The organism is Janthinobacterium sp. FW305-128, assembly GCF_020858135.1.
Lineage (GTDB): Bacteria > Pseudomonadota > Gammaproteobacteria > Burkholderiales > Burkholderiaceae_D > Janthinobacterium.
Genome location: NZ_JACYMK010000010.1, coordinates 196985 through 222957, shown reverse-complemented (window position 1 = coordinate 222957; position 25973 = coordinate 196985). Strand labels below are relative to the sequence as shown.

Here is a 25973-nt window from a genome sequence, read left to right as displayed (position 1 = left end):
TGGGCCTCCGTATTGCCAGAAGCATCCCGGCATCAGGCCGCCATTTCCCTTGCCAGTGCCGACACCAGTTCCTCCGCCCCCATTTCCCGCGCCAGCGGCGCGCCCTGGCCGGCCCATTGCGCGGCGAAGTCGCTGTCGCCGTGCCGGCTGGCCAAGGCGTTCAATTGTTTGGCGGCATCGTAGGCAACGGGATAGTCGGCTGGGGGCGGGCTGCCCGGCGCTTCGCCATGTTCGATCAGCCGGTTCACCATGCCGCGCGCCAGACGGCCCGAGAGCACGCTGGTCAGGCGCGTGCTTGCGGCCCGTTCGCTTTGCAGGTTGGCGCGGTAGCCCGCATTGGCCGATGATTCCGGGCACAGCACGAACGCCGTGCCCAGCTGGGCCGCTGCGGCGCCCAGGTCCAGCGCGGCGCGGACGCCTTGTCCATCCATGATGCCGCCGGCCGCGATCAGGGGGAGAGCAGTGCGGCCGGCCAGCAGGCGCAGCAGCACGCTGGTACTGTGGCGCTCGTCCGGCGCTTGCGGGTCGAACGCGCCCCGATGTCCGCCAGCTTCCACGCCTTGCGCCACGATGGCGTCGACGCCGGCCTGTTCGATCAGCGCCGCCTCGCGCAGATTGGTGGCCGTGGCCATCGTGTAGACGCCGGCCTGGCGCAGGGCGGCGATCTGCTGCTGCGCCGGCAAGCCGAAATGGAAGCTGACGACGGCGGGGCGCAGCTCCAGCAGCAGGGCGAACGCTGCCTCATTGCCGAGAAAGGTTTGATATATCTCGTCGAGTTCCGTAGGCACGGCCGCGCCCAGTTCCGCGAACAGGGGCGCCAGATGGGCCAGCCAGGCCGCTTCGCGCCGCGCATCGCGTACCGCCGGCGCATGGCAGAACACATTCACGTTGAAGGGGCGGTCCGTCAGCGCGCGGGTGTCGGCGATCATCTGGCGCGCCTGCGCCACGGTGCCGGCGCCGATGGCCAGCGAACCGAGGCCGCCCGCGTTCGAGACGGCGGCCGCCATGCGCGGCGTGGAGACGCCCGCCATCGGCGCCTGGATGATGGGGTGCTGCAAGCCGAGACGGTCGAGGAAGCGCTGGGACGTGCTCATGATGTTTCCTTCATGAAATTGAGGATATTGTGCAATATTCTTATTTGAAGAATATAATAGCATGATAATTCTTGAATTGAGAACATGATGGACATGGAATCCCTGACGATTTTTTGCGCCGTGGCCAGTGAACTGAGCGTCACCCAGGCCGCAGCCAGGCTGGGCCGCGCGCCGTCCAGCGTCACCACGCGCATCCAGCAGCTGGAAGCCGACATGGGCGCGGAATTGTTCGTGCGCGCCAATAAACGCATGGCCCTGACGGCGGCGGGCGAGCGCTTTCTCGAGTATGCGCAGCGTTTGCTGGCGCTGGCGGAAGAAGCGCGGCATGTCGTCACGGGCGGGCGCGACGGCGGCACCCTGCGCTTGGGCAGCATGGAAAGCACGGCGGCCAGCCGCCTGCCGGCGCTGCTGGCCGCGTATCACGCCCGCTATCCGGACACGCGCCTGGCGCTGAGCACGGGGCCGTCGCGCCCCCTGATCGAGCAAGTGCGCACGGGTTTGCTCGACTGCGCTTTCGTCGCCTTGCCGCCAGCGTTCGGCGGCGCCGCCGCGCTGGAAGAGCTGGGGCTGGCATCGACCGCCGTGTGGCGCGAGGAACTGTGTCTGTTGCTGCCGGCCAGCGAAGGGCAGGCACGCCGTGCCGCGGACGTGCGCACGCGCTCGCTGGCGGCCTTTCCGCAGGGCTGCACCTACCGCGGCATCGCCGAAGAGCTGCTGGGCGTTGCAGGTTCGACCGATTGGCGCGTGCAGGAGCTGAGTTCGTATCACACCATGATCGCCTGCGTGGCGGCCGGCGCCTGCGTGACCGTGCTGCCGGCCAGCGTGCTGGCGTTGTCCGATGCGCCGGCCACCTTGACAACGCTGTCCGCCGGGCAAGCCGACACGGTGCTCGTGTGGAGAGTCGGATTCGACGTGCCCGCCTTTCAGCATTTGCTGGCGCTGCTCGGCGAGGCGGCGCCGTGAGCGGGGCGGCCAGGCTGCGTGCGGCCATCGCCGCGGCGGTCATTCTCGCCATCGGCATGGGCTTTGGCCGCTTCGCCTTCACGGCCATCTATCCGCATATGGTCGAGGAAGGCGTCTTGAGCTTGCGCGAAGGCAGCCTGGCCGCCTCGGCCAATTATGCCGGTTACCTGCTGGGCGCCATCCTGGCCATGCGCGCGCGGGCCCGCAGCGCGCACCGGCTGTGCCTGTGGTCGGCGGCCGGCACGGCGCTGTGCCTGGGCGTGCTGGCCTTGCCGATGCCCGTCTGGCTCATCGTGGCGGTGCGGGGCGGGGCGGGCGTCTTCAGCGCCCTGGCCATGGTGGCCGCCTCCTTGTGGCTGCTGGAACAGCGCCGGCATGGCCGCGGCGCGCCGCTGCTGTACGCGGGCGTGGGCGTGGGCATCGCCGTCTCGGCCGAATTGCTGGTGCTGGCATCGCAGCTGGGCTGGCACAGCGCGGGCATGTGGCTGCTGCTGGCCGGCGTCGCCGCGCTGGCGGGGCTGGCGGCCGCACCGGCCATTGCCGTGAGTGGGGAAGCGAGCCTGGATGAGATGGAGAAACCTGCCGTATCCGCGCTGGCGTCCGTGGCACCGTGGCCGCTGGTGCTGATCTACGGCTTGGCGGGACTCGGCTACATCGTCACGGCCACCTACTTGCCCGTGCTGGTTGGCGCGGCCTTGCCCGGCTTGAATTCCGCCCACGTGTGGGCCGTGTTCGGCCTCGGGGCGGCGCCCTCGTGCTTCCTGTGGCACCGGCTGCACGAGCGCCTGGGCACGCGCCAGGCGCTCAGGCTGAACTTGCTGCTGCAGGCGCTGGGCGTGGCCTTGCCCGTGCTGGCGCCCTCGGCCGCCGGGTACCTGCTCAGCGCCATCCTCGTCGGCGGCACGTTCGTCGGCACGGTCACGATCGCCATGCCGGCCGCGCAGCGGGCCGCCGTCAAGGCGGGCACCAGCATGATGGCCATCATGACGGTGGTGTATGGCGTGGGTCAGATCATCGGCCCCATGCTGGCCGGCAGCCTGTATGCGCAGTCGCACAGTTTTAATAGTTCGCTGCTGGCGGCCGCCGGCGCGCTGCTGCTGGCCATCATCGTGAGCTTGCGGCTATAAAGTTCAAAGACCGAAGGCGCAGCGCATGAAAGCGTGCCGCAGCGCGTTGACCCGGGCGGAATCGCGCGTGTAGTACAGTTTATTGGTCAGCAGCACCGCATAGCGGCCGCGCCGGGGACTGATCCACAGGGCCGTGCCCGTGAAACCCTGGTGGCACCAGATGTCGTCCTGCGGCCCGCTGCCTGCCGCCGGGTGCCAGAACAGGCCGCGCGACGGGCTCAAGGAACCCGTCTGCACCGTCAGCGAATCACGCACCCAGCCGGCGTCGAACACCTCGTCATGGCGGTCCGGCGCCAGCATCGCCTGCAGGAAGCGCTGCAGGTCCGGCACATTCGAAAACAGCCCGGAAATGCCGCATACGCCGCCCAGCAGCCGCGTCGAAAAATCATGCGTCACGCCGGCAAGGTGCGCGCCCGCCTGCTCGCAATACTCGGTCGGCGCGACCAGCTTGCCATGCGCAGCCGGCAGCGGGCCAAAGCGCGTGGCGGCCATGCCCAGCGACCGCAGCACATGTTCTTCCAGGGCCTGGTCCAGGGGCATGCCCAGCAGCCGCTCGATGACCAGGCCGAGGATCAGGGCCGCGCGGTCCGTGTAGTCGACCGCCTGGCCTGGTATGCCTTCCAGCGGTTCGCGCAGCACGCCGCGCACGATATCGTCGTACACCTCGCCATAGCTGGCCCGCAGGCGGGCGCGCAGCGGCAGGCCGGCCGTATGCGTGAGCAGCTGGAAAATCGTGACGGGCGCCAGCGCATAGCCGTGCGTGTCGGGCAGCACGTCGGCCAGCCGCGTGTCCAAGCCCAGGCGTTCCTGCTTCAGCAGCCGGCCCGTCAGCGACCAGACGCTGATGATCTTGGTCAAGGAAGCGATGTCGAACAAAGTGTCGACCTGCATCGCGGCACTGGCGGAATCGGGCGTGAGCCGCCCGGCCGCGCCTGCCACGCCGTCGTCGACGGTGCCCACGGCCCAGGCCGCACCCGGGAAAATCCGCTCCTGCACTCCGGCCTCCGCCAGCGCCGCCAGTTGCTCCGTACTGCTGCTTGTTATCTGCATGATGATTGTGCCGTCCTGCCGTGGTCTGTCATTTCTTCCCCCAGCCAGCGCGCCACCGATTGCGCCAGCCATTCGCCCTCATCGAGCGGCAAGTCGTGGCCCGCGTCGCCATGGATCAGGCAATCGGCTTGCCAGGCGCGCGCCAGGCGCTGCGAGCAGCGGTGGTCGACCAATTGATCTTGCGCGCCGGCCATCACCAGCACGGGCATCGCCGGGGGAATCGCCGGGGCGCGGTAGCGGGCGGCCGACAGCAGCTGGCGCAGTGCATTGCACCGGCTGACCGGATATTCCTGCTGGTAGCTGAGCCAGTCGGCCAGCAGCGCAGGGGTGCCATGGGCGTGCCTGCGGCTCGTCAGGCGCAGGATCAGCGCTTCCTGGCTGCGTGCATCGCCGGCCAGCAACTGGCGCAGCAGGGCGCCGTAGTTTTGCCAGCGCAGGCGCCGGTAAAACGGGCTATAGGGCCGCATGCTCGTGTTGACGAGCACGCAGCGTGCGATTTCCTGCGGATAGCGGCTTGCCCATTCGACGGCCACCATGCCGCCCAGGGACAGCGCCAGCAAGTGGTATGGCGCGGGGATGCCGCGCGCCAGCAAGTGCTGGCGGCAGTCTTCCAGCATGGCGGCCACGCGGGTGGCGCTGTCTTCGTCGTGGCGCGTGCCGTTGCCGGGCAGGTCGGGCGTGACGATGCGGGCGCCGGGCAGGGCGCGCGCCAGGGTGGCGGGGAAGCTGCCCCAGTGGCGCTGTTCGCGCATCAGGCCGCGCAGCAAGACCCAGGTAGGCGATCCGCTCATGATTCGTACCATTGCGCCAGGGCGCGCCGGCGCTGCGCCTTGCGCAGCAAGCCTTCCGGCATCCAGCGGCCGTGGCTGCTGGCGGCGCGCATGAGGAAATCGAACCACACCAGGTGCCGCCGCAGCACGCGCTGCAGGCGGTGCGCGGCCGTGGGGTTGAAGATGCTGACCCGGTTGAACAGCTGGCGCGGATTTTTCTTGACCCACAGCCACGAGCCCATTTCCAGGGTCAGGGGCAGGAACACGCGGCCCGTGTAGCTGGTGCCGTTCAGGTAGAGATAGTCCCACAGGTCGCCATGCGTGCGGTATTGCCGGCTTTGCGGCTCGAACACATAGTTGTGGTTGGGGTAGCTCTGGCTGAACAGCTCTTCCAGCGCGCCGATCTCGGCCAGGTGTTCGATCGGCACCTTGGTGTGGGCGTGCGGAAACCAGATGCGGTCGCGCAAGCCGAAGCCGGAATGGCAATCGAGGGCGATGCTGAACTGGCGCGACAGCAGTTCGCGTTCGACGAGGTCGCACACGGCCTGGCTTTCCGCCTCCATCGGCCCTCCGGCCGCGCCCCGGTACCAGGGCAGGCGGGGGCTGTAGCGCTGGCCGCCCAGCATGAACGGCACTTTTTCGCGCGCACTCAATGGCGCGTTGCGCATGAGGTCCACGCCGCGCGGATTGCTGCGCGTCGCTTGCCACATGCCGCCCGGATTGACCAGCGGCATGAACACGAGCCGCATGGTTTCCAGTTGCTGGTGCAAGGTGGCGTCCCAGCGCAGGCGCGCAACCAGGCTTTCCAAAAAGGACAGCAGCACTTGCGTGCCGATGCGTTCGAGGCCGTGGATGCCGCCGAAAAAGCCCAGCACGGGCACGTCGGGGCTGGGATTGCCCATGGCGATCGAATACACGGGAAATGCGCGTCCATCGATGGCGATGCTGCAGGGCGCGGCCACTTCCAGGTGACTGCCGCCCTCGTCGATGAGGCGCTTCAGCATGACCAGCTCGGGCAGATTCTTTTCGATCATCAGGCGTCTGAAAGGGAAAGTAGCAGCCAGTGTAGCCGAAATCATTGCCGCGTCCGACGTCCCGCATGGCGAAATTTATTGGTGATAAGCATGTCACGAAGCCGTCATGTTTGCTGTGTAGTCTGTTGCAGTTGACGCAAGGATTGTTCATTGTAAACACCCCAGGCGTCCGCTTTACTCCTCACACGATAGCGACACGATAGCGATATGACAGGCAGCCCGGCATCCGTTCATGTGCTTGCGCTGGCCGGATACCTGGTACTGCTGGGTTTCCTGGCCGCGGTGGGGCCCGTGCGGGCGCAGCCGGCCGACGGCGCCGTCTTGCAGTTCGATATCGCCGCGCAACACCTCGGCGATGCGCTGGATATATACAGCCGCCGCACGGGCATCGCCGTGCTGATCGACCAGCGTTACGCGCAGCGCCAGTCGGCCGCCGTGCGCGGCCCCTATGCGGCGGGAGCGGCCCTGCAAGTCTTGCTGGAGGGCACGGGGCTGCAATCGCGCCTGTCCGACGCGCAAGCCGTCATCGTGTATGCCCCGGCCGCAGCTTCGGCGCTAGCCGCAGCGGACCAGCCGCCGGCCGCCGTCGTGGCCGCCGCCGACATCCCGGGCGCCGCGCAGGGCGGCGGCGACCACCTGGCCTATGTCAGCCGCCTGCAGCACGTGTTGCTGGGTCTGCTGTGCCGCGCCGCGCAGACGCGCCCCGGCGGCTACCGCCTGGCGCTGCAGCTGTATCTGAACCGCGCCGGCGTCGTCGACCGCGTGCACCTGCTCGACAGCACGGGCTTGCGCGCGCGCGACACGGCGATTGCGCGCGTGGTGCTGGGCATGCGCGTTGGCGCGGCGCCGCTGCCGTCGATGCCGCAGCCCGTCTCCATCCTGCTGCTGCCGCAAGGGCCGGGCAGCGAAGTCGATTGCGCCGCTGGCGCGCAAGGAATCTCCGCGCCATGAGCCTGCCCGACCTGCGCACCAGGCTCAAAGGCCACCTCAGTGCGCGCTACGCCGTGCTGCGCTGGCGCCTCGAACGCGTGGTCGGCTGCAAGCACCATGCGGCCGATGCGCTGCAGGAAACCTGGCTGCGCCTCGAGGCGATGGTGGCGCCCGGTCCCGCCGCCGCGCCCGTCCATAATCCCGACGCCTACCTGCTGCGCATGGCGGCCAATATCGCCACCGATGCCTACCGCCGCGACCGCATCATCGTCACCGAGCGCGAACGCGAGGAGCTGATGCACATGGCCGACGAACCCGGCGACGACATCAGCGACCCGGCGCGCATCGTCTCGGCGCGGCTCGACGTGCAGGCGCTGGACGCGGCCTTGGCGGGCCTGTCGCCGCGCCGCCGCGCCATCCTGACGGCGGCGCGCATCGACGGCATGCTCAATGCGGAGATCGCCGAGCGCTTCGGCATTTCCGTGGCGATGGTCAAGAAAGAATTGCAGGCCGCCATGCAACACTGTAAAACGTGCATGGCCGACGCCGATGCGGCCCAGCGCAGCGATGTGTCGGGCCGCCGTAAATATTGATGAATCCCATGACCGCTTCCGACCGCGATCCACGCGACCTTGTTGAACATGACGACACTGCCATCGGCCGGGAAGCCGCCGCCTGGTGGGCACGCCTGCGTGCCGACGATTTCACGCAGGCCGACGCCGACGCCTTGCGCGCCTGGTGCGCGCGCAGCCCCGCGCATGCGCGCGCCTGGCGCGAACTCAGGCAGGTGTGGCAGGCGCTCGATCCCGCCTTGACCCGCGCCGCCGCCGCGCCGCCGCAGGCGAACGTGCTGGCGTTCCCGCTCCGTCCCGGACGGCGCGCTTTTCTCGGCGGCGCGCTGGCGGCCGGCGTGGCCGTGCTGGCCCTGCGCCCGCCGCTGGGCGCCTGGCCGTCGCTGCAGGAGCTTGGCGCCGACTACCGCACGGGCACGGGCGAGCAGCGGCAACTGGCCCTGTCGCAGCAGATGACGGTGCAGATGAATACGCAGACGCGCATCGATGTGCGGGCGCCCGAGTCGATCGAACTGCTGGGCGGCGAGGCGGAAATCCTCGCCAGCGGCGCGCGCCAGCCCGTGTCGGTGGTGGCGGGCGCGGGGCGTTTATTGGCGCAGTCGGCCCGCTTCAATGTGCGCCACACGGGCGACGCCGTCTGCGTGACTTGCCTGGCGGGCGCCGTCGAGGTGGTCTGGCAGCAGCGACGCCAGACTCTTGATGCAGGACAGCAACTGGTGTACGACGACGGGGGCGCGCAGGCGGCCACGGCCGCACCAAAGGGCGAAGCGAGCGCCTGGCGCACGGGTGCGTTGTCGTTTGCCGGCCAGCCGCTGTCCCAGGTCGTCGATGAAATCAACCGCTACCGGCCCGGCCGCGTGCTGCTGCGCAATCCCGAACTGGGCCGCCGCCTCGTGCGCATGCGCTTTTCCATCCGCCAGATGGATGGCGCGCTGGCGATGATACGCGACTTGACGGGAGCAGAAATGATCAGTTTGCCGGGCGGCATCGTCTTGCTGAGCTGATCTCGGCGGATGCCGGATGCCCCGGCGGCACGCGTATCAAAATATTTTTCAAAAAACATTATCCCTTCCGCCGCCCAGCTACGTCATGGAGGCATGGACGCTTGCGCTAACGCCAGGCTCCGTTCCCATCCCACTAGCCAGGAAACCATTGCCATGACCAAGCTTCACACTGCCCAGCGCCCAGTCCCAACCGTTGACACGGGCGCGCAGCGTACTTCCACGCTGGGCAGCCGCCTGCGGCTCACGCCGCTTGCTTACGCACTGACCACCATGCTGATGGCGGGCGCCTTCAGCACGCCGGCGCGGGCGCAGCAGGCGTTCAGCGGCGGCTGGTTCGCGGCCAAGGGGGCGGCGCAGAATACGGCTGCCACCTCGGGCCGATTGCCGAATGGCCAGCCGCTGCCCCTGGGCAGCCGGCCCGAGGGCCAGCAACAGCAGGCCAATCAGCAGTTGCAACGCTCGCTCAACAACCTGAACCTGGCCGCGCGCGCCATCGCCGCGCAGCAAGCGGCCCAGGCGCAGGCGCGCCAGAGTGCCGCCGGCGGCGCCAGCGCGCCGAACGGCCTGGCGCAGGGCGGCTTGCAGGTCGACACCAACAGCCTGACGGCCGGCTGGCTCCATGCCCAGGCGCCCGTGCAGACGGTGGCGAACGGCAAGACGGCCGTGGTGGTGCAGCAGACGGCGGACAAGGCCATCCTGAACTGGGAAACATTTAATGTGGGCAAGGACACGACATTGACGTTCCAGCAGCAGAAGGACTGGGCCGTGCTGAACCGGGTCAACGATCCGCAAGCGCGTCCCAGCCAGATCCAGGGGCAGATCAAGGCCGACGGCACGGTGCTGCTCGTCAACCGCAACGGCATCGTGTTTACCGGCACGAGCCAGGTCGACACGCGCAGCCTGGTGGCGGCCGCAGCCCGCATCAGCGATACGCAATTCCAGAAAAACGGCATCTACAGCGCCGGCACGGCCGGTGCCGCGACGTTGACCGATGCGGCCGGCAAGGTACAGGTACAGGCGGGCGCGCGCCTGGCCAGCAATGCGCCCAAGGGCAGCACGGAAGGCGGCGGTTACGTGATGCTGCTGGGCAAGGAAGTGCACCAGTCGGGCGAGATCGCCACGCCCAAGGGCCAGGCCCTGCTGGCCGCCGGCGACAGTTTTACCATTAAAAAAGGCGTGGGCACGGATGGCAATCCGCTGTCGACCACGCGCGGCAGCGAAGTCACGCCGCAGTTCGCGGCCGGCAGTACGGCGGGCAAGGTCGTCAACACGGGCCTGATCCAGGCGCGCGAAGGCGACGTCACGCTGGCGGGGCGCGACGTGCGCCAGGAAGGCGTCGTGCTCGCCTCCACCACGGCCGCCACGCGCGGCACCGTGCACCTCAACGCGCTGGGCAGCGAAGCGGCCGTCACCGTGGGACGGGGCGCCACCACGGCCATCGTCATCGAGGACGACGGCAAGACGACGGCGCTCGACAGCCAGCGCGACGCCATGCGCGGCCCGGCCGCGACGTCCACGGAAAACATCGTTGCCGTCAGCGACCGCCGCGACCAGTCGCGCATCGAGATCGGCAGCGCCGGCACGGTGGAATTCCTCGGCGACTCGCTGACCCTGGCCACGGGCGGCCAGATCGCCGTCAACGCGGCCAGCCGCAGCCTGCTGCGCGACGGCGCCCAGCTCGACGTCTCCGGCGCCGTGGGCGTGAAGGTGGCCATGGAGGCGAACAATGTCGAGATCAACGTGCAGGGCAACGAGCAGCGCGACGCGCCCGTCAACCGCGACGGCAAGGCCTTGCTCAACAGCAGTATCTGGGTCGACCGCCGCAAGCTGGTGTTCGTACCGAAAGGCACGAACGGCTACGACAGCGACCGCTGGTACACGGCCGGCGGCTTGCTGGAAGTGGCCGGCTACCTGGGCACGCAGGGCCATTCCGTCAGCGAGTGGATGGCGCAGGGCGGCACCGTCAGCTTCGGCGGCAAGGATGTCGTCACGCAGCTTGGCTCCGCCATCAACCTGTCGGGCGGCACCCTGGACGTGCAGACGGGCGCGGTGCGCCAGACCTGGCTCAAAGGCCTGGACGGCAAGTTGCATGAGGCGGGCGGCGCGCCGGCCGACTTGCCGTACGCGGGCGTATACAAGGGTTATGAGGAAGAACATGCGCGCTGGGGCAAGGATGCCAGCGCGTTCTACGCCAATCCATTGATCGCCGCGCAACAGCGCCTGGAAAACGGCTACACGGTGGGCCGCGACGCCGGCAAGCTGGTGGTCGCCACCGGTTCGGCCGTGCTGGAAGGGGGCATCGCGGGCGAGGTCTTCCAGGGCGAGCGCCAGACCCAGGCGCCGCAGGCGCTGCTCGACGGCTACCAGCAGTCGCAGTTCGCCGCCGCGCAGCGGGGGCAGCTGATCGTCGGCCAGTACCAGCCGATGTTCGACAAGCGCACGGGCGTGCTGCAGCATGCGCTGTCGGCCGTCATGGACGAGGTGCGCCTGACGCGCGTGCAGGACGGCATCGCCGCCGGCCTCGACGTGGCCGACGTGCTCGCGTCAGAGCGCCAAGGCAAGCTGCTGCTCGATACCAACTTGCTCAACAGCCAGCAACTGGGCGCCATCCGCCTCGCCGCGAAAGGCGCGATCACCGTCGACAGCGCGCTGCAGGTGGCCGACGGCGGCAACATCACCCTGTTCGGCAAGGACGTGGCCATCAACGCCTGCCTGCGCAGCCATGGCGGCAGCATTGCGGCCGGCAATGTGCTGAACCAGCTCGGCGCGCTGGGCATGTTGGACACGGTCGTCAACCCGGGCGGGCCAGCGGGCCAACTGGTGCTGGCCGACGGCGTCACGCTCGACACCAGCGGCCTGCTCAGCAATGTGTTGCGCGACCCGCTGGCCGCCGCCGGCCTGCCGTATATCAATGGCGGCAGTGTGTCGCTGCGGGCGAACGGCGACGTGCGCATCGGCAGCGGCAGCCTGATCGACGCCGGCTCTGGCGCGGCCATCCTGTCGCAGGCGAAACAGCAGGGTGGCAAGGGCGGCAACGTGAGCCTGGCCAGCTACGGAACGACATCGGACCTGGTGCTGGGCGAAGGCGCGCAAGTGCGCGGCCATGGCGTTGCCGGCGGCGGCAAGCTGGAATTACAGGCAAACAAGATTTTGATCGGCAAAACTGAAAAAACCGAGGCCGGCACCCTGCACTTGGGCGGCGACTTTTTTGAGCAGGGCTTTTCCAGCTACAGCCTGCTCGGCAAGCAGGGCTTGACGGTCGCGGACGGCACGCAGGTGGACGTGCGCATGCCCGTGCTGCGCGTAGTGGACAATGAAAAACTGGCCCTGTGGACGCCGGAACAGGTCACGGAAAACCCGCTCAAGGGCACCTTGACCCAGCGCAAGGGCGCCAGCCTGGCCCTGCAGGTGGGCGATATCCTGTCCGGCGCGGCTGACATGGCCAGCGCTGAATTGCTGATAGGCAAGGGCGCCGTGGTGAGCGTCGATGCGGGCCAGTCCATCAAGCTGGCCAGCGTGGGCCAGCTGACGGTGGACGGGCGCCTGAACGCGTGGGGCGGCAAGATCAGCCTGGGCGGCGTGGGCGTGGACGTGAACGTGTCCGAAGCGGTGGAAGCGGCCGGCCATGGCCGTTCCCTGTGGATCGGCGAGAACGCTGTGCTCGACGTCGCGTCGCGCGCCGTCACGGCCACCGATGCACAGGGCCGGCGCTACGGCAAGGTGGCGGACGGCGGCAGCATCGTCGTCGGCGGCGAAATCGACCACGCGCAGGGCAGCACGTCGGCGGCCAGCCTGTTCGTCGTCGTGCGCGACGGCGCCGTGCTCGACGCGTCCGGCGCGCATGCGGTGCTGGACGTCAATGGCGCGGCTGTCGACGTGGCCAGCGCGGGCGGCAGCATCGCGCTGGCGTCGAACAACGGCTTGTACCTCGATGGCCAGCTGCTGGCCAAGGCGGGCGGTGCGGGCGCGGCGGGCGGCAGCCTGTCCGTGGCCACGGGCACCCCGGTCTACCTGAAAACGCTGGCGACGGACAAGGTGCTGCAGGGGCGCCAGCTGATCCTCTCGCAGCGCCAGCTTGCCAGCGACCTGGTCGCAGGCATCGGTGCGCAGGACGGCCAGCAGGCGCTCCAGTACGGCCATGGCCGTTACTCGGTCGAGCAAGTGGAGGCGGGCGGCTTCGGCAACCTGGCCCTGCTGGGCGCCGCCTCCTTCGATGGCGACGTGTCGCTGACGCTGCAGCAAAGCTTCCAGTTGTATGGCGCGCCCGTGCTGGCGCCAGGCAGCAAGCCCGGCGCGAAGGTCGGCATCGCGGCACCGTACGTGCGCCTGGCTAGCGTCAAGCCGGCGGGACGCGATTTCTATGTCACGCCGGGTACGGCGGGCCAGGCGCCGATGGCCGGCCAGGTCAGCATAGCTGGCGACCTGATCGACGTGCGCGGCCTGGTCGACATTCGGGCGGACGACGTGCGCCTGACGAGCCGCGGCGACGTGCGCTTTCTGCTGTCGCCGCTGGGCTGGGACGGCAACCAGCCGACGACGGTGCTGTCCACGCCGGGCGACATGACCCTCAGCGCGGCCCAGCTGTACCCGGAAACGGGCGCCGGCGCCGCCGTGCGGGCCGGCTATGGTATCGTCAACGGCAAGATTGGCTACGATCCGGCCCACAGCCTGAACATCGCCCGCAGCACGGCTGACGTGCCGCTCATGCCGTATTCCGCTTTCGGCTCGCTGGAACTGGCCGCCGCGCACATCGAGCAGGGCGGCGTCGTGCGCGCGCCGCTGGGGCGCCTGGCCATCGGCGCGGCCGGCTATGAGAACGACAGGAGCCTGACCGTTAACTTGTTGCCAGGTAGTATCACCTCCGTCAGCGGCGCCGGCCTGGTCATGCCGTATGGCGGCACCGTCGATGGCCAGACCTGGAACGTCAACGGCAAGCCGGTCACCCTGATGGGCGTGGGCGGCATCAATGTGCAGGGCGGCCTGCGCATCGGCGTGGACATCGCCGGCGTGGCCGTGGACGTGCGGCCGGGCGCGCTGCTCGACCTGTCGGGCGGCGGCGAACTGACGGGTGCAGGTTTCATTTCCGGGCGCGGCGGCTCCACCGACGCGCGCACCCATCCGCTGGTGCAGGTAGGCGCGAATGGCGGCTTCATCCTGCCGGGCCTGGCAACCAACCCCGTGTACGCCATCGTGCCGGGCGCGCAAGCGCCGCAGGCGCCGTCGGGCGGCGACAAGGGCGCCTCCGATGCGGCCATCGGCCGGCAGGTGACGATAGGCAGCGGCGTGCCGGGTCTGCCCGCCGGCACCTACACCCTGATGCCGTCGACCTATGCCTTGCTGCCGGGCGCCTTCCGCGTGGAACTGAACGGCCTGGCGGGGCAAGGCAGCGCCGGCTCGCTGGCGCAGCCGCTGCGCAACGGTTCCTGGGCCGCGCCCGGCACCCTGTCGATCGCCGGCACGGACATCCGCGCGCCGCTGGCCAGCCAGCTGATACTCACGCCGGCCAAGGTCTTGCGCACGTATTCGCAATACAACGAAACCGGCTATGCGGCGTTCGCGCTGGCCGATGCGAAAACGCGCGGCATTCCCCGCGCACTGCTGCCTGCCGACGCGAAAACGCTCAAGCTGACCCTGGCGCAAGGCGGCGGCCCGGACACGTTCCAGTTCAAGGGCACGGGCAAATTCTCCACGGCCGAGGGCGGCTACGGCGGCACCGTGGTGCTGGCGTCGAGCAATGTCACCGACGGCGACATTGAAATCCTCGCCGACGGCGCGCCGGCCACCAGCGTCGCCGGGCAGCTCAGCGTGCGTGCTTCAAGCCTGAACAATATCGGCGCGGCCCGTATTGTGGTGGGCAATGCACCGTCCGTGGAATATGGCCAGGGCGGCAACTACGTGAACTTCGGTTTCAACTCGGCGCGTGCCATCTACCTGCGCGCAGGCGCCATCCTGTCGGCGCCGGAAGTGTTCCTCGTCGCCCAGGACCCGGGCAATGACCAGCTGGGCGACGGCTTGATCGATATCGCGCCCGGCGCCGGCATCAGCACTGTGGGGCGCGGCAAGGCCGCGTACGACGCCAACGACGGCTTCATCTATCAAAAGGGGCGCGCGGACGTGCACATGCTGGCCGCCTCGAACGGCTTGCTCAACGTGGCACCCGTCAGCGGCACGGCGCGCGGCGGCATCCGCATCGGCGTGTGCGGCGACACCTGCACCGACAAAGGAACAGCGAGCCTGTACTCGGAAGGCACCTTGCTGTTGTCGACGAACGGCAATTTCGCACTGGACGACACGGCCCGCTACGGCACGCGCAACCTGAGCCTGGCCGTGGGCGCCATCAACATGGGCAGCAGCGAGGCGCTGGCGGCGGCCCAGGCCAACGGCACGCGCTCGAGCGGCCTGGCCATGAACCAGGGCGTGCTGGACCGCCTGCTGCGCGGCGACACCAGCACCGGCGCGCCAGCCCTGCAGGCGCTGATGCTGAACGCGGCCGACAGCGTCAATTTCTATGGCGACGTGGTGCTCGACACCTACGACAAGGGCACGGGCAAATCCACCTTGGACCGCCTGGTGCTGACCACGCCGGCCATGTATGGCCAGGGCGGCGCCGACACCGTGGCGACCATCCGCACTGCCAACCTGATCTGGGGCGGTGCCCTGTCGCCGGCCGGCAATGTCATCACGCATGGCGCCGGCACGGGCAGCGGCACCCTGAACCTGGAAGCGGAACGCATCGATTTCGGCTTCGGCCCGTTCACGCAGCCGGCCGGCGTCGCCTCGTTCGACCGGCTGGCGCTGGGTTTTGCCAACGTCAACCTGAAGGCGTCGGGCCAGGTGACGGCCAACCACAAGGGCAGCCTGTCCGTCTACCAGGCGCAGGGCGCATATGAAACGGGCAAGGGTTTCCAGTACAGCGGCGGCAACCTCAATATCAGCACGCCGCTGCTGACGGGCGAGGCGGGTTCCGCGCACAGCTACACGTCGGGCGGCGCGCTGAAGGTAGCGGCGCCGGCCGGTACGGCGCCAGCGGCTCCCGTCAAGAATAACGCTGCGCTGGGCGCGCAGCTGGCGCTGAACGGCGACAGCGTGAGCGTGGCGACGGCCGTGGTGCTGCCGAGCGGCAAGCTGACCATCAACGCGCAGCACGACATCGCCGTGGCCGACGGCGCGCGCATCGACATGGCGGGTCGCAAGAGCACCTTCTTCGACGTGGACAAATACAGCTGGGGCGGTGACGTGATCCTGGACAGCCGCGCCGGCGATATCGGCCAGGGCGCGGGCAGCGTGATCGACCTGTCGGCCGAGAACAACCGCGCCGGCAGCCTGAAGGCCGTGGCCCTCGATGGCGCGGCCGGCATGGTGGATTTGCAGGGCAAGATACTGGGCGGCGCCAGCGGCAGCTACGACGCGGGCGGCGCCATGGTCCCGTACAAGAAGGGCAGCGTGGACGTGCGCGCGCAAACCCTGGGCGCAGGCGGCGCGCCGGACAGCCAGTTCGCATCGCTGAACACGCGCCTGAACGAAGGCGGCGTGACGGGTGCACGCAGCTTCCAGCTGAAGCAGGGCGACTTGACCATCGGCAATGAACTCAAGGCGGGCGAAGTGCAGGTATCGCTCGACAACGGCCGCCTGACGGTGGCCGGCACGATCGACGCCAGCGGCGAGCGCGTGGGCAGCATCCGCCTGGCCGGCAAGCATGGTCTCACCCTGGCCGGCAACGCCGTGCTCGACGCGCATGGCACGCTGTTGCGCGTTGACAGCTACGGCAAGATCATCGACAGCCCGAACCGGGCCATGGTCGAACTGAACGCGGGCGAAGGCGTATTGAGCCTGGCCGGCGGCGCGCAGATCGACGTGCGCCATGCCACGGCAGCCGTGGCCGGCAAGGGCAAGGGCGAATACGACGGCGCCGCGCGCGGCACGGTGGAACTGAGCGCGCCGCGCCTGGGCAGCGGCGGTTCCCGCACGGATGCGGACGCGGCCACCTTCGGCGACATCGCCATTGCGGCCGGCGGCGGTTTGACGATACGCGGCGCGAAATCGATCGCCGTCAACGCCATGCAGCGCTACGACGATGCGGCCTACGCCGCGGACCTGTCGGCCAGCGGCCGCCCCTACCAAGTGATCAACCAGGCATATCTCGACAGCAAGCATGCGGACAGCACGGCTTTCATCGATGCGGCGCTGGCCAACACGAACTTGCGCAACGGCAAGCTGGCGGGCCTGGCCACGGCCGCGTATGCCGATGCGCTGCATCTGCGTCCCGGCGTCGATATCGTCAGCAAGACGCCGGACGGCGACCTGGTGGTGCAGGGCGACCTGGATCTGTCGGGCATGCGCTACGCCAGCCTCAATCCGCGCTTTCAGGCAACAAATGTGCGCGGGTCGGGCGAGGTGGGCAACCTGCTGCTGCGCGCCGGCGGCGACTTGAGCATCTACGGCAGCATCAACGACGGTTTCGCGCCGCCGCCCGCCACCAAGGATGACGGCGGCTGGGTCTTGCTGCCGGGGCGCGACATCAATGGCAGCGACGTCATCGTCCCGGGCCAGGGCGTGACCCTGGCCGACGGCACCTTGTTCCCGGGCGGGATCGCGCTCAATTACGACGTGCCCGTCAAGGGTTTCAATCTGCTGGCCAATACGCGCCTGCCCGTGGCCGTCGTGCTGGACCAGGCCATGACGGTGCGGGCCGGCACCGTGCTGGCCGCCGCCGTGCGCGACAGCGACGGCAATATCGTCCACGCGGCCGGCACCTTGCTGACGACGCAACAAGTGTTTACGCCCGGCATGCGCCTCGATGCGGGCAGCGTGCTGGCGCAAGCGGTCAAGGTGCGCGCCATGAGCTGGCCCAAGGGCGTGCCGCTGCCGGGCGTGGCTGGCGAACGCAGCGTTTTCGTACTTGATGGCAACCTGGCGCTGGCCGTGGGCGCATTGATCCCGTCCGGCACCGACGTCAAGCTGATGCCCGATGTGAAGTCGATTCAGCTGCGCCCGGAAGTGGCGGGCAGCCAGGGCAAGCTGTGGGCCATCGCGCCCATGCTGGCCGAAGGCTCGCAAGCGTGGGGCATGCGCCTGGTGGCCGGTGCCGACCTCGATGCGGCTGACACGCGCAGCGTACAGGCGCACCCAAGCCACGGCACCCTGCGCCTGGCCGACAGCCATTACGGCATGTATGGCATCCTCGTGCCGCCGAAGGGCGTGCAGTACTGGAGCGAAGCGGCTGCGGAACTGGGCGTCGAAGGCATCGTGGCGGGCGAAGTCATCACCGAGGAATTCACCAGCCAGTTCGGCCAGACTGTGGCGGAGCTCTGCGCCAGCGACCCGTCCCTGTGCGTGCTGAAGGTGGCCTACGTGTGGACCAAGGCCGGCGCGGAAGAGTTTGCGGATGACAACGTGAAGGCGGGCGACCTGCTCGACCCCGTGGCGCTCAAGTGGCCGACGGTTTGCGAGGAAAAGCCCACCTGGTGCGGCACGGCCAACCCCACGTTCGACTACAAGGCCTCGAGCCTGCGCCACAGCGTGCTGCGCACGGGCACGGGCGACCTGGACCTGGTCAGCGGCGGCGACCTGCGCATGGACAGCCTGTATGGCGTGTACACGGCAGGCATGTCGTCCGTGGCGACGTCGGCCGGCGATCCGTACAACCAGGCGCGCGGCCGCAATGCCGACGGGAAGGTGCTGAGCAATCCTGACGGTGCGCACGAACACCTGGTCGACGGCGGCGCCGACAGCGTGTACCGCGCCTGGTACCCGGACCAGGGCGGCAACCTGCTGCTGAACGTGGCGGGCAACCTGACGGGCTCGCTGATGACGGGCAGCAGCGCGATCAATCTGCGTCCCGTCGGTTCGGACAGCGGCCACGACAGCGCGGCCGTCGGCAACTGGCTGTGGCGCCAGGGCAGCGGCGCGGTCGCCACGGGTGGCCAGGCGCAGCCGGCGGCGTGGTGGATCAACTTCGGCAGCTATGTGGGCGATGCCAGCGGCAACAAGGGCGCCGACAAGCTGCTGGGCTTTACGGGCTTCGGTACCCTGGGCGGCGGCAACGTGCGCGCCGACGTGGCCGGCGACGCGGGCGTGCAGGCGCTGCTGTCCGGCAGCAGTTTTGACAACAATATCAATACCCGTTCGCAGGGCCTGCTGTTGGCCGTGGGCGGCACGGGCCGCGTGCAGGCCGATGGCAGCCTGCTGCTGACGGGCGGCGGCGACCTCGATCTGCGCGTTGGCGGCGCCCTCAATCCGGCCGGCACGGCAGGCCTCAACCACATGAATGGCGCGCTGGTCGATGTGCGCGGCCACGCGGCCACGTCGGCCACGCAACTGGGCAGCGTGGCGCTGGAATACGGCTCGCAGCCTACCCAGCACGTGCCGCTGGAAACGCGCGCCTACGATGCCTTCACCGCGACGCGCGCCGCGCCGAAGGGCGGCATGACCCTGGTGCCGGGCGACGCCACCTTCACGGTGGCGACCCTGGGCGACCAGGTGTTGCAGGACGTGGCCGACCCCGGCCGCGTGCCTTTGCTCAGCGCATCCCCGTTCACCAGCGCCGCGGGCGAGGCGGGCGTCGGCTACAGCTGGTTCAGCCTGTGGACGCCGCGCACGGCGCTCGACCTGTTCTCCGCCGGCGGCAATATGACGCCGTTGACGGCACCGGTCGGCACGGCCACCGACCTGGCCATCGTTTACCCGTCCATCGTGCGCGTCGCGGCGCCGAATGGCAGTTTGTACTACGGCAAGGCAACCGCCAGCTGGAATAGCGCCAACAGCTATGCCGAGCCGCTGGTGCTGGCGCCATCGCCGAATGCCCAGCTGGAGTGGCTGGCTGGCGATTCCATCTATGCGGGCGGCTATGCCGTCAGCCAGTCCGGCGCCGGCGCGGACAGCATGGCGACGCCGTTCAAGCCAGCCTTCGTGGGCTGGAGCGCGAATGCGGCCGATGCTAATCCCGTGACGGGCAACATTTCCAGCACGGGCGCGCCGGCGACGCGCTCGAACTTCCCGCTGTTCGCCTTCGGCCCCGATTCCGCCGCCGGGCCCGCCAACAGCGGCACGCAAGCGGCCCGCATCTATGCCGTGAAGGGCGATTTGATCGGCGTCAATAGCGGCCGCATGGTCGCGTTCTACGACGCCAGGCATGCGGGCACCACCTGGTATGAGGGGGCGCAACCGGTGTGGATGAAGGCGGGCCGCGATATCGTCAGCAGCGGCACGGCATTGCTTGAGGGTATAGACGGTAGCGAGAACACGAGCGGCATGATATTCAGGAATTACAGCAACCTGTTCGTGCACAACAATGCGTTTGACGTCTCGGTGGTCTCGGCCGGGCGCGATATCCTGAACAGCTCCTTCAACGTGGCCGGCCCCGGCACGCTCGACATCAGCGCGGGACGCAATATATTGATGCAGGACAAGGGCAGCGTCGTCAGCCTCGGTCCCGTCGTCGCCGGAGATAAACGCCCGGGCGCCGGCATCGCGATGCAGGCGGGCGTGGGCGCGGCCGGTCTCGACTACCTGCGCTTCGTCAAGCCGTATCTTGACCCGGCCAACGTGGCGCAGACGGGCGTGCCGCTGGCCGAGCAGGCCGGCAAGGTGGTGAAGTCGTACGCGACCGAATTGACGACCTGGCTGAATGAACGCTACGGCTTCAAGGGCACGGCTGCCGAGGCGCAGGCCTTTTATCTGGCCTTGCCCGAGCCGCAGCAGCGCGTCTTTGCCCGCCAGGTGTATTTCGCGGAACTGAAGGCGGGCGGGCGCGAGTTCAACGATGCGGACAGCGCCCGCTACGGCAGCTTCCTGCGCAGCCGCAATGCCATCGCGGCCCTGGCGCCGGCCAAGGACGCCAGCGGCAAGGCCATCGATTATGCGGGCGACATCGTCATGTACCGCGGGCTCTACGCCAAGCGGAACGACGGCGAGCAGCGCTGGGACTATTTCCCCCGCAGCGGCTACGTGCACACCAACTTCGGCGGCGGCATTCAATTGCTCACGCCGGGCGGCAAGCAGGTGTTCGGCATCGAAGGCGAGGCGCCGCCGTCGACCTCGGGCGTCATCACCAAGGGCGGCGGCAACATCGAGTTGTTCTCGCACGGCAGCATCCTGCTGGGCCAGAGCCGCGTCATGACGACGTTTGGCGGCGATATCCTGGGCTGGTCGTCGGAGGGCGACATCAACGCGGGGCGCGGCTCGAAGTCGACCATCGTCTACACGCCGCCCAAGCGCGTGTATGACAACTGGGGCAACGTGACCCTGTCGTCCGACGTGCCGAGCACGGGCGCCGGCATCGCCACCCTGGCGCCGATCGCGGAAGTGCCGGCCGGCGACGTCGACTTGCTGGCGCCGCTGGGCACCATCGACGCGGGCGAGGCGGGCATCCGCGTCTCGGGCAGCGTCAACCTGGCCGCGCTGACGGTAGTGAACGCGGCGAACATCCAGGTCAAGGGCGAAGCGAAGGGCATGCCGACGGTGGCGTCCGTCAACGTGGCCGCCATGACGAACGCCAGCGCGGCCGCCACGCAGGCCACGGCCGCCGCGCAGGACGTGGTGCAGCGCGAGCGCGCCGCCACGCGTGCCGCGCAGCCGTCCGTGTTCACGGTGCGCGTGCTGGGCTTTGGCAACGACGCACCGCCCGACAGCGCGCAAGCGGCGCCGCAGGATGGCGCACGCACCGAGGCGGCCGACTACAACCCGCGCAGCGCCGTGCGCGTGCTGGGTCTGGGCACGCTGCCGGAATCGGCCACGCGCCAGCTGACGGCGCAAGAGCGCAGCAGGTTGTCGCCATGATGGCCGGCATGGCTGGCGCCTTGCCCTTGCGCATGACAGGTGCCATGCGGCAGGCAGGCATGGCCTGGTACCGGCCTGCCATCCGGCCCCGCATGCAGGCGGCCAACGATATGGCGCCCGTGCCAACGCCGGCGCCGGGGCAGGGCGCAAGGCTGCAGGCGGTGTTGGAAAGCAATTACGCGGCCCTGCACCGGCGCCTGGCGCGCCACCTGGGCTGCGCCGAGCTGGCCAGCGACAGCCTGCACGACGCATGGCTGCGCCTGGGCGCGCTGACGGCCGGGGACGGTGCGGCGCTGGCGCACAGCCCCGTCGCCTATGTGTTTCGCGTGGCGTGTAACGCGGCCATGGACAGTCTGCGGCGCAATCGCGCCTGGCTGTATGCGGACGAGGAGGATGGCGTCGCCGGCCTCGTCGATTTCCTCGCCGATACGGCGGCGGGACCGGAGCGCCTGGCCGAGCTGCATGCCGACGTGCGGCGGCTGGCGCAAGCCGTCGACTTGCTGCCGCGGCGCCACCGGCAGGTGCTCGAAGCGCTGCGCGTGGATGAGCTGACCCGCCAGGAAGTGGCCGAGCGGCACGACATGTCGCTGCGCAACGTCGATACGGCCTTGCGCCAGGCGCTCGACCATTGCGCCCGCCACACGGGCTACGCGGCGCAGGGCGGCGTCGGCACGACCCGGCGCAGCTTGAGGCTGAACGTTCGTTCGCGTACAGACGCTTAGGCATCCGGCCGTCAGACTGCTGCTTCGGGCCTGCATGCGCCCACCCAGCCAGTCCACAGCCAGGAGGAAGCGCGAGATGACAGACTGTAATCACATCAATGCCGGCAGGCGCGGCTTGCTGATCGCCGGTGCGCTGTCGGCCACGGCGGTGGCCGTGCCCGGCGTGACGGGGGCAGCCGAAGCGGCCCATGGCGCGGCCCAATCCGGACAGGCGCCGCCCGTCCTGATGAAAGTCGGCCTGAACGTCAACGGCCGGCGCCACAGCCTGGAACTCGACACGCGCACCACCTTGCTCGACGCCTTGCGCGAACATTTGCACCTGACGGGAACCAAAAAGGGCTGCGACCATGGCCAGTGCGGCGCCTGCACCGTCATGCTCGACGGCCAGCGCATCAATGCCTGTCTGACCCTGGCCGTGATGCATGACGGCGCCAGGGTCACCACCATCGAAGGGCTGGGCACGCCGGAGAAACTGCATCCGATGCAGGCCGCCTTCATCGCGCATGACGGTTATCAATGCGGCTACTGCACCCCGGGGCAGATCTGTTCGGCCGTCGCCGCGCTGGGCGAGATCCGCCAGGGCATCCCCAGCCACGTCAGCGCGGACCTGAACGCGGCCCCCTCGGTGACGCCCGAAGAATTGCGCGAACGCATGAGCGGCAACCTGTGCCGCTGTGGCGCCTATTCCAACATCATCGAAGCCATCACCGAGGTGGCGGGGGGGGCGGCATGAGAGTGTTCAGCTATCAAAAGCCCGCCACGCCGGCCGAAGCGGCGGCGGCCGCCTTGACTACGCCGGGCGCCCGTTTCATCGCGGGCGGCACGAATCTGCTCGATCTGATGAAGCTGGAGATCGAAACGCCCGCGCATTTGATCGACGTCAATGGCCTCGCGCTGGACAAGGTGGAGACGACGAAGGACGGCGGCTTGCGCATCGGCGCCCTCGTGCGCAACACGGCCCTGGCCGCGCACGCCACGGTGCGGTGCGACTATGCCGTGCTGTCGCGTGCCTTGCTGGCCGGGGCCTCGGCGCAATTGCGCAATAAGGCGACGACGGCCGGCAACCTGCTGCAGCGCACGCGCTGCCCGTATTTCTATGACACGAACCAGGCCTGCAACAAGCGCGTGCCGGGCAGCGGCTGCTCGGCCATAGCCGGCTTCAGCCGGCCGCTGGCCATCCTGGGCGGCAGCGAGGCGTGCATCGCCACGCACCCGAGCGACATGGCCGTCGCCATGCGCGTGCTCGACGCCGGCATCGACACGGTGCGGGCCGACGGCAGCACGCGCAGCATCCCCATCGCCGACTTTTACCGCTTGCCGGGCAGTACGCCGCAGCTGGAAACGGTGCTGCAGCCGGGCGAATTGATCACCAGCGTGACCTTGCCCCGGCCTATCGGCGGCACGCACGTCTACCGCAAGGTGCGCGACCGCGCCTCGTATGCGTTCGCGCTGGTGTCTGTCGCGGCGATCATCTTGCCCGATGGCACCGGCAGGCTGGCCCTGGGCGGCGTCGCGCCGCAGCCGTGGCGGCTTGCCGCCGCCGAGCAGGCCATGCCCGCTGGCGCGGCCGCCGTGAGCGAACGCCTGCTGGCCGGCGCCAGGCCGACGGCCGATAACGGCTTCAAGCTGATCCTGGCGCAGCGCACCGTGGCGTCCGTCCTGGCGCAAGCACCAGCGAAGAAAGGCTAGAGCGATGAAATTCACGACACCTGCGACCACCAATCCCATCGACCAGCTGAAGGTCGTGGGGCGCCCTACGGACCGCATCGACGGCCCCCTGAAAACCACGGGTACGGCGCCGTACGCGTATGAGCAGAACAAGGCCGCGCCGCATGCCGCCTACGGCCACGTCGTCGGCGCGGCGATTGCCAAGGGGCGCATCGCTTCGATCGACACCAGCGCCGCGCGCCGCGCGCCCGGCGTGCTGGCCGTGGTGACGGCGGAATCGGCGGGCAAGCTGGGCAAAGGCAAGATGAACACGGCGAAGCTGCTGGGCGGGCCGGACATCAAGCATTACCACCAGGCCATCGCGCTGGTGGTGGCGGAAACGTTCGAGCAAGCGCGTTCGGCCGCGCAGTTGCTCGATGTCAAGTATATCGAGCAGCCGGGCGCCTTCGATTTGGCCAAAGCAAAGGGCACGGCGGCCAAGCCGAAGGACGGCAAGCCCGACAGCAAGACGGGCAACTTCGCCGGCGCCTTTGCCCATGCGCCAGTGCGCCTGGACGCTACCTACACGACGCCTGACCAGTCGCACGCCATGATGGAGCCGCACGCCTCGATTGCCGCCTGGGAGGGGGATCAATTGACGGTGTGGACGGCGAACCAGATGGTGGACTGGGGCCGGGGCGACTTGGCCCGCACTCTGGGAATGCCGAAGGACAAGCTGCGCATCGTCTCGCCGTATATCGGCGGCGGTTTCGGCGGCAAGCTGTTCGTGCGCGCCGAAGCGCTGCTGGCGGCCCTGGGGGCCCGGGCGGCGCAGCGTCCCGTCAAGGTTGCCCTGACGCGGCCCATGATGATCAACAACACGACGCACCGGCCCGCCACCATCCAGCGCCTGCGCCTCGGCGCCACGCGCGACGGCAAGATCACGGCCATCGGCCATGAATCGTGGTCGGGCGACCTGAAGGGCGGTCAGCCGGAAACGGCCGTGATGCAGACGCGCCTGCTGTACGCGGGGCCGAACCGCATGACGGCCATGCGCCTGGCCGTGCTCGACTTGCCAGAAGGCAACGCCATGCGCGCGCCGGGCGAGGCGCCTGGGCTGATGGCGCTGGAAATCGCCATGGACGAGCTGGCGGAGAAATTGAACATGGACCCCATCGTCCTGCGCATCCTGAACGACACCAAGGTGGACCCGGAAAAACCGGGCAGACCGTTTTCCCAGCGCCGCCTGATCGACTGCCTGCGCACGGGCGCCGTGGAATTCGGCTGGAAAGAGAGAACAGCGCAGCCGGGCATGCGGCGCGACGGCCGCTGGCTCGTGGGCATGGGCGTGGCGGCCGCTTTCCGCAACAACCTCGTCATGCAGTCCGCCGCCAGGGTACGCCTGGACGGCAACGGCCTCGTGACCGTCGAGACCGACATGACGGATATCGGCACGGGCAGCTATACCATCATCGCGCAGACGGCGGCGGAAATGCTGGGCGTAACCTTGAACCGGGTCGTCGTGCGTCTGGGCGACTCGGATTTTCCCGTCTCGGCCGGTTCGGGCGGGCAGTGGGGCGGCAACAGCTCGACGGCCGGCGTGTACGCGGCCTGCGTGCGCCTGCGCCAGGCCATCGCCGGCAAGCTGGGCTTCGACGAGAAAGAGGCGCGCTTTTCCGATGGCCAAGTCAGCCAGGGCGAGCGCAGCGTGCCGCTCGCCGCCGCCGCCTTGCATGGCGACGTCGTCGCGGAAGACTATATGGAATACGGCGAGCTCGATAAAAAATTCCAGCAATCGACGTTCGGCGCGCATTTCGTCGAAGTGGGCGTGGACAGCGACACGGGCGAAGTGCGCGTGCGCCGCATGCTGGCCGTGTGCGCGGCCGGCCGCATCCTGAACCCGAAAGCGGCGCGCAGCCAGGTGATCGGCGCCATGACCATGGGCGTGGGCGCGGCCCTGATGGAGGAACTGGTGGTCGACCAGCGCCGCGGCTTCTTCGTCAGCCACGACCTGGCCGGCTACGAAGTGCCCGTGCACGCCGACATCCCGCACCAGGACGTGATCTTCCTTGATGAAACCGATCCCATGTCCTCGCCCATGAAAGCCAAGGGCGTGGGCGAGCTGGGCATCTGCGGCGTGGCGGCGGCCGTCGCCAACGCCGTCTACAACGCGACGGGCGTGCGCGTGCGCGACTATCCGCTGACCCTCGACAAGTTGCTGCGCGGACTGCCCGTCATGAGCTGACATTTGCCCGGCGCCGGCGCGCGCGTGACAAAGCGTGT

14 protein-coding genes are annotated in these 25973 nt (G+C 68.9%); 10 read left to right on the top strand and 4 right to left on the bottom strand.

Features of this window, described 5'->3' with window-relative positions; all coding sequences use genetic code 11:
* Positions 1-32: 32 nt before the first annotated feature.
* The gene (locus IGS60_RS21045) at positions 33-1094 is read right to left on the bottom strand and encodes a nitronate monooxygenase family protein (RefSeq protein WP_230506085.1); all 1062 of its coding nucleotides are present in this window, start codon (positions 1092-1094) and stop codon (positions 33-35) included.
* An 84-nt stretch (positions 1095-1178) separates the two neighbouring features.
* Between IGS60_RS21045 and IGS60_RS21040 the strand changes: the two genes are divergently transcribed.
* Together IGS60_RS21040 and IGS60_RS21035 are read left to right on the top strand one after the other, a co-directional pair.
* A complete protein-coding gene (locus IGS60_RS21040; RefSeq protein WP_306798510.1) occupies positions 1179-2057 on the top strand; it encodes a LysR substrate-binding domain-containing protein in 879 nt (292 codons plus the stop codon).
* On the top strand, positions 2054-3184 hold the full coding sequence (locus IGS60_RS21035) for a YbfB/YjiJ family MFS transporter (protein ID WP_230506084.1): 1131 nt from the start codon (positions 2054-2056) through the stop codon (positions 3182-3184). Before IGS60_RS21040 ends, IGS60_RS21035 begins: the two co-directional genes overlap by 4 nt.
* Positions 3185-3187: 3 nt before the next feature.
* Here the strand turns inward: IGS60_RS21035 and IGS60_RS21030 are convergent, their stop codons facing one another.
* From IGS60_RS21030 to IGS60_RS21020, 3 genes are read right to left on the bottom strand one after another with little or no spacing between them, the layout of a single operon-like run.
* On the bottom strand, positions 3188-4234 hold the full coding sequence (locus IGS60_RS21030) for a serine hydrolase (protein ID WP_230506083.1): 1047 nt from the start codon (positions 4232-4234) through the stop codon (positions 3188-3190).
* The gene (locus IGS60_RS21025) at positions 4225-5025 is read right to left on the bottom strand and encodes an alpha/beta fold hydrolase (RefSeq protein WP_230506082.1); all 801 of its coding nucleotides are present in this window, start codon (positions 5023-5025) and stop codon (positions 4225-4227) included. Before IGS60_RS21025 ends, IGS60_RS21030 begins: the two co-directional genes overlap by 10 nt.
* Positions 5022-6038: a M14 family zinc carboxypeptidase gene (locus tag IGS60_RS21020; RefSeq protein ID WP_230506081.1), complete on the bottom strand. Its 1017-nt coding sequence runs from the start codon at positions 6036-6038 to the stop codon at positions 5022-5024. The genes IGS60_RS21025 and IGS60_RS21020 overlap by 4 nt, the downstream gene beginning before the upstream one ends.
* A gap of 207 nt (positions 6039-6245) precedes the next feature.
* Here IGS60_RS21020 and IGS60_RS21015 point away from each other — a divergent pair, with 207 nt between their 5' ends.
* From IGS60_RS21015 to paoC, 8 genes are all read left to right on the top strand, one after another.
* The gene (locus IGS60_RS21015) at positions 6246-6989 is read left to right on the top strand and encodes a hypothetical protein (protein ID WP_230506080.1); all 744 of its coding nucleotides are present in this window, start codon (positions 6246-6248) and stop codon (positions 6987-6989) included.
* Positions 6986-7561 (top strand): RNA polymerase sigma factor, encoded by a 576-nt coding sequence (locus IGS60_RS21010; RefSeq protein ID WP_230506079.1) that lies wholly within the window; start codon positions 6986-6988, stop codon positions 7559-7561. Before IGS60_RS21015 ends, IGS60_RS21010 begins: the two co-directional genes overlap by 4 nt.
* 8 nt (positions 7562-7569) lie before the next feature.
* Positions 7570-8544, top strand: a complete 975-nt coding sequence (locus IGS60_RS21005; RefSeq protein ID WP_230506078.1) for a FecR domain-containing protein — start codon at positions 7570-7572, stop codon at positions 8542-8544.
* 153 nt (positions 8545-8697) lie between these two features.
* A complete protein-coding gene (locus IGS60_RS21000; RefSeq protein WP_230506077.1) occupies positions 8698-21321 on the top strand; it encodes a filamentous haemagglutinin family protein in 12624 nt (4207 codons plus the stop codon).
* The gene (locus IGS60_RS20995; protein ID WP_070224337.1) at positions 21318-22043 is read left to right on the top strand and encodes an RNA polymerase sigma factor; all 726 of its coding nucleotides are present in this window, start codon (positions 21318-21320) and stop codon (positions 22041-22043) included. The genes IGS60_RS21000 and IGS60_RS20995 overlap by 4 nt, the downstream gene beginning before the upstream one ends.
* A gap of 76 nt (positions 22044-22119) precedes the next feature.
* Positions 22120-22776: an aldehyde dehydrogenase iron-sulfur subunit PaoA gene (gene paoA / locus IGS60_RS20990; RefSeq protein ID WP_230506076.1), complete on the top strand. Its 657-nt coding sequence runs from the start codon at positions 22120-22122 to the stop codon at positions 22774-22776.
* Entirely contained in the window at positions 22773-23732 is a 960-nt protein-coding gene (locus IGS60_RS20985; RefSeq protein WP_230506075.1) for a xanthine dehydrogenase family protein subunit M, read from the top strand. Before paoA ends, IGS60_RS20985 begins: the two co-directional genes overlap by 4 nt.
* Before the next feature lie 4 nt (positions 23733-23736).
* Entirely contained in the window at positions 23737-25935 is a 2199-nt protein-coding gene (paoC, locus tag IGS60_RS20980) for an aldehyde oxidoreductase molybdenum-binding subunit PaoC (protein ID WP_230506074.1), read from the top strand.
* Positions 25936-25973: the final 38 nt, after the last annotated feature.

Coding starts and splice junctions, on each gene's coding strand:
- IGS60_RS21045 (WP_230506085.1), bottom strand. CDS start 1,094: ATGAGCACGTCCCAGCGCTTCCTCGACCGTCTCGGCTTGCAGCACCCC.
- IGS60_RS21040 (WP_306798510.1), top strand. CDS start 1,179: ATGATGGACATGGAATCCCTGACGATTTTTTGCGCCGTGGCCAGTGAA.
- IGS60_RS21030 (WP_230506083.1), bottom strand. CDS start 4,234: ATGCAGATAACAAGCAGCAGTACGGAGCAACTGGCGGCGCTGGCGGAG.
- IGS60_RS21025 (WP_230506082.1), bottom strand. CDS start 5,025: ATGAGCGGATCGCCTACCTGGGTCTTGCTGCGCGGCCTGATGCGCGAA.
- IGS60_RS21020 (WP_230506081.1), bottom strand. CDS start 6,038: ATGATCGAAAAGAATCTGCCCGAGCTGGTCATGCTGAAGCGCCTCATC.
- IGS60_RS21015 (WP_230506080.1), top strand. CDS start 6,246: ATGACAGGCAGCCCGGCATCCGTTCATGTGCTTGCGCTGGCCGGATAC.
- IGS60_RS21010 (WP_230506079.1), top strand. CDS start 6,986: ATGAGCCTGCCCGACCTGCGCACCAGGCTCAAAGGCCACCTCAGTGCG.
- IGS60_RS21005 (WP_230506078.1), top strand. CDS start 7,570: ATGACCGCTTCCGACCGCGATCCACGCGACCTTGTTGAACATGACGAC.
- IGS60_RS21000 (WP_230506077.1), top strand. CDS start 8,698: ATGACCAAGCTTCACACTGCCCAGCGCCCAGTCCCAACCGTTGACACG.
- IGS60_RS20995 (WP_070224337.1), top strand. CDS start 21,318: ATGATGGCCGGCATGGCTGGCGCCTTGCCCTTGCGCATGACAGGTGCC.
- paoA (WP_230506076.1), top strand. CDS start 22,120: ATGACAGACTGTAATCACATCAATGCCGGCAGGCGCGGCTTGCTGATC.
- IGS60_RS20985 (WP_230506075.1), top strand. CDS start 22,773: ATGAGAGTGTTCAGCTATCAAAAGCCCGCCACGCCGGCCGAAGCGGCG.
- paoC (WP_230506074.1), top strand. CDS start 23,737: ATGAAATTCACGACACCTGCGACCACCAATCCCATCGACCAGCTGAAG.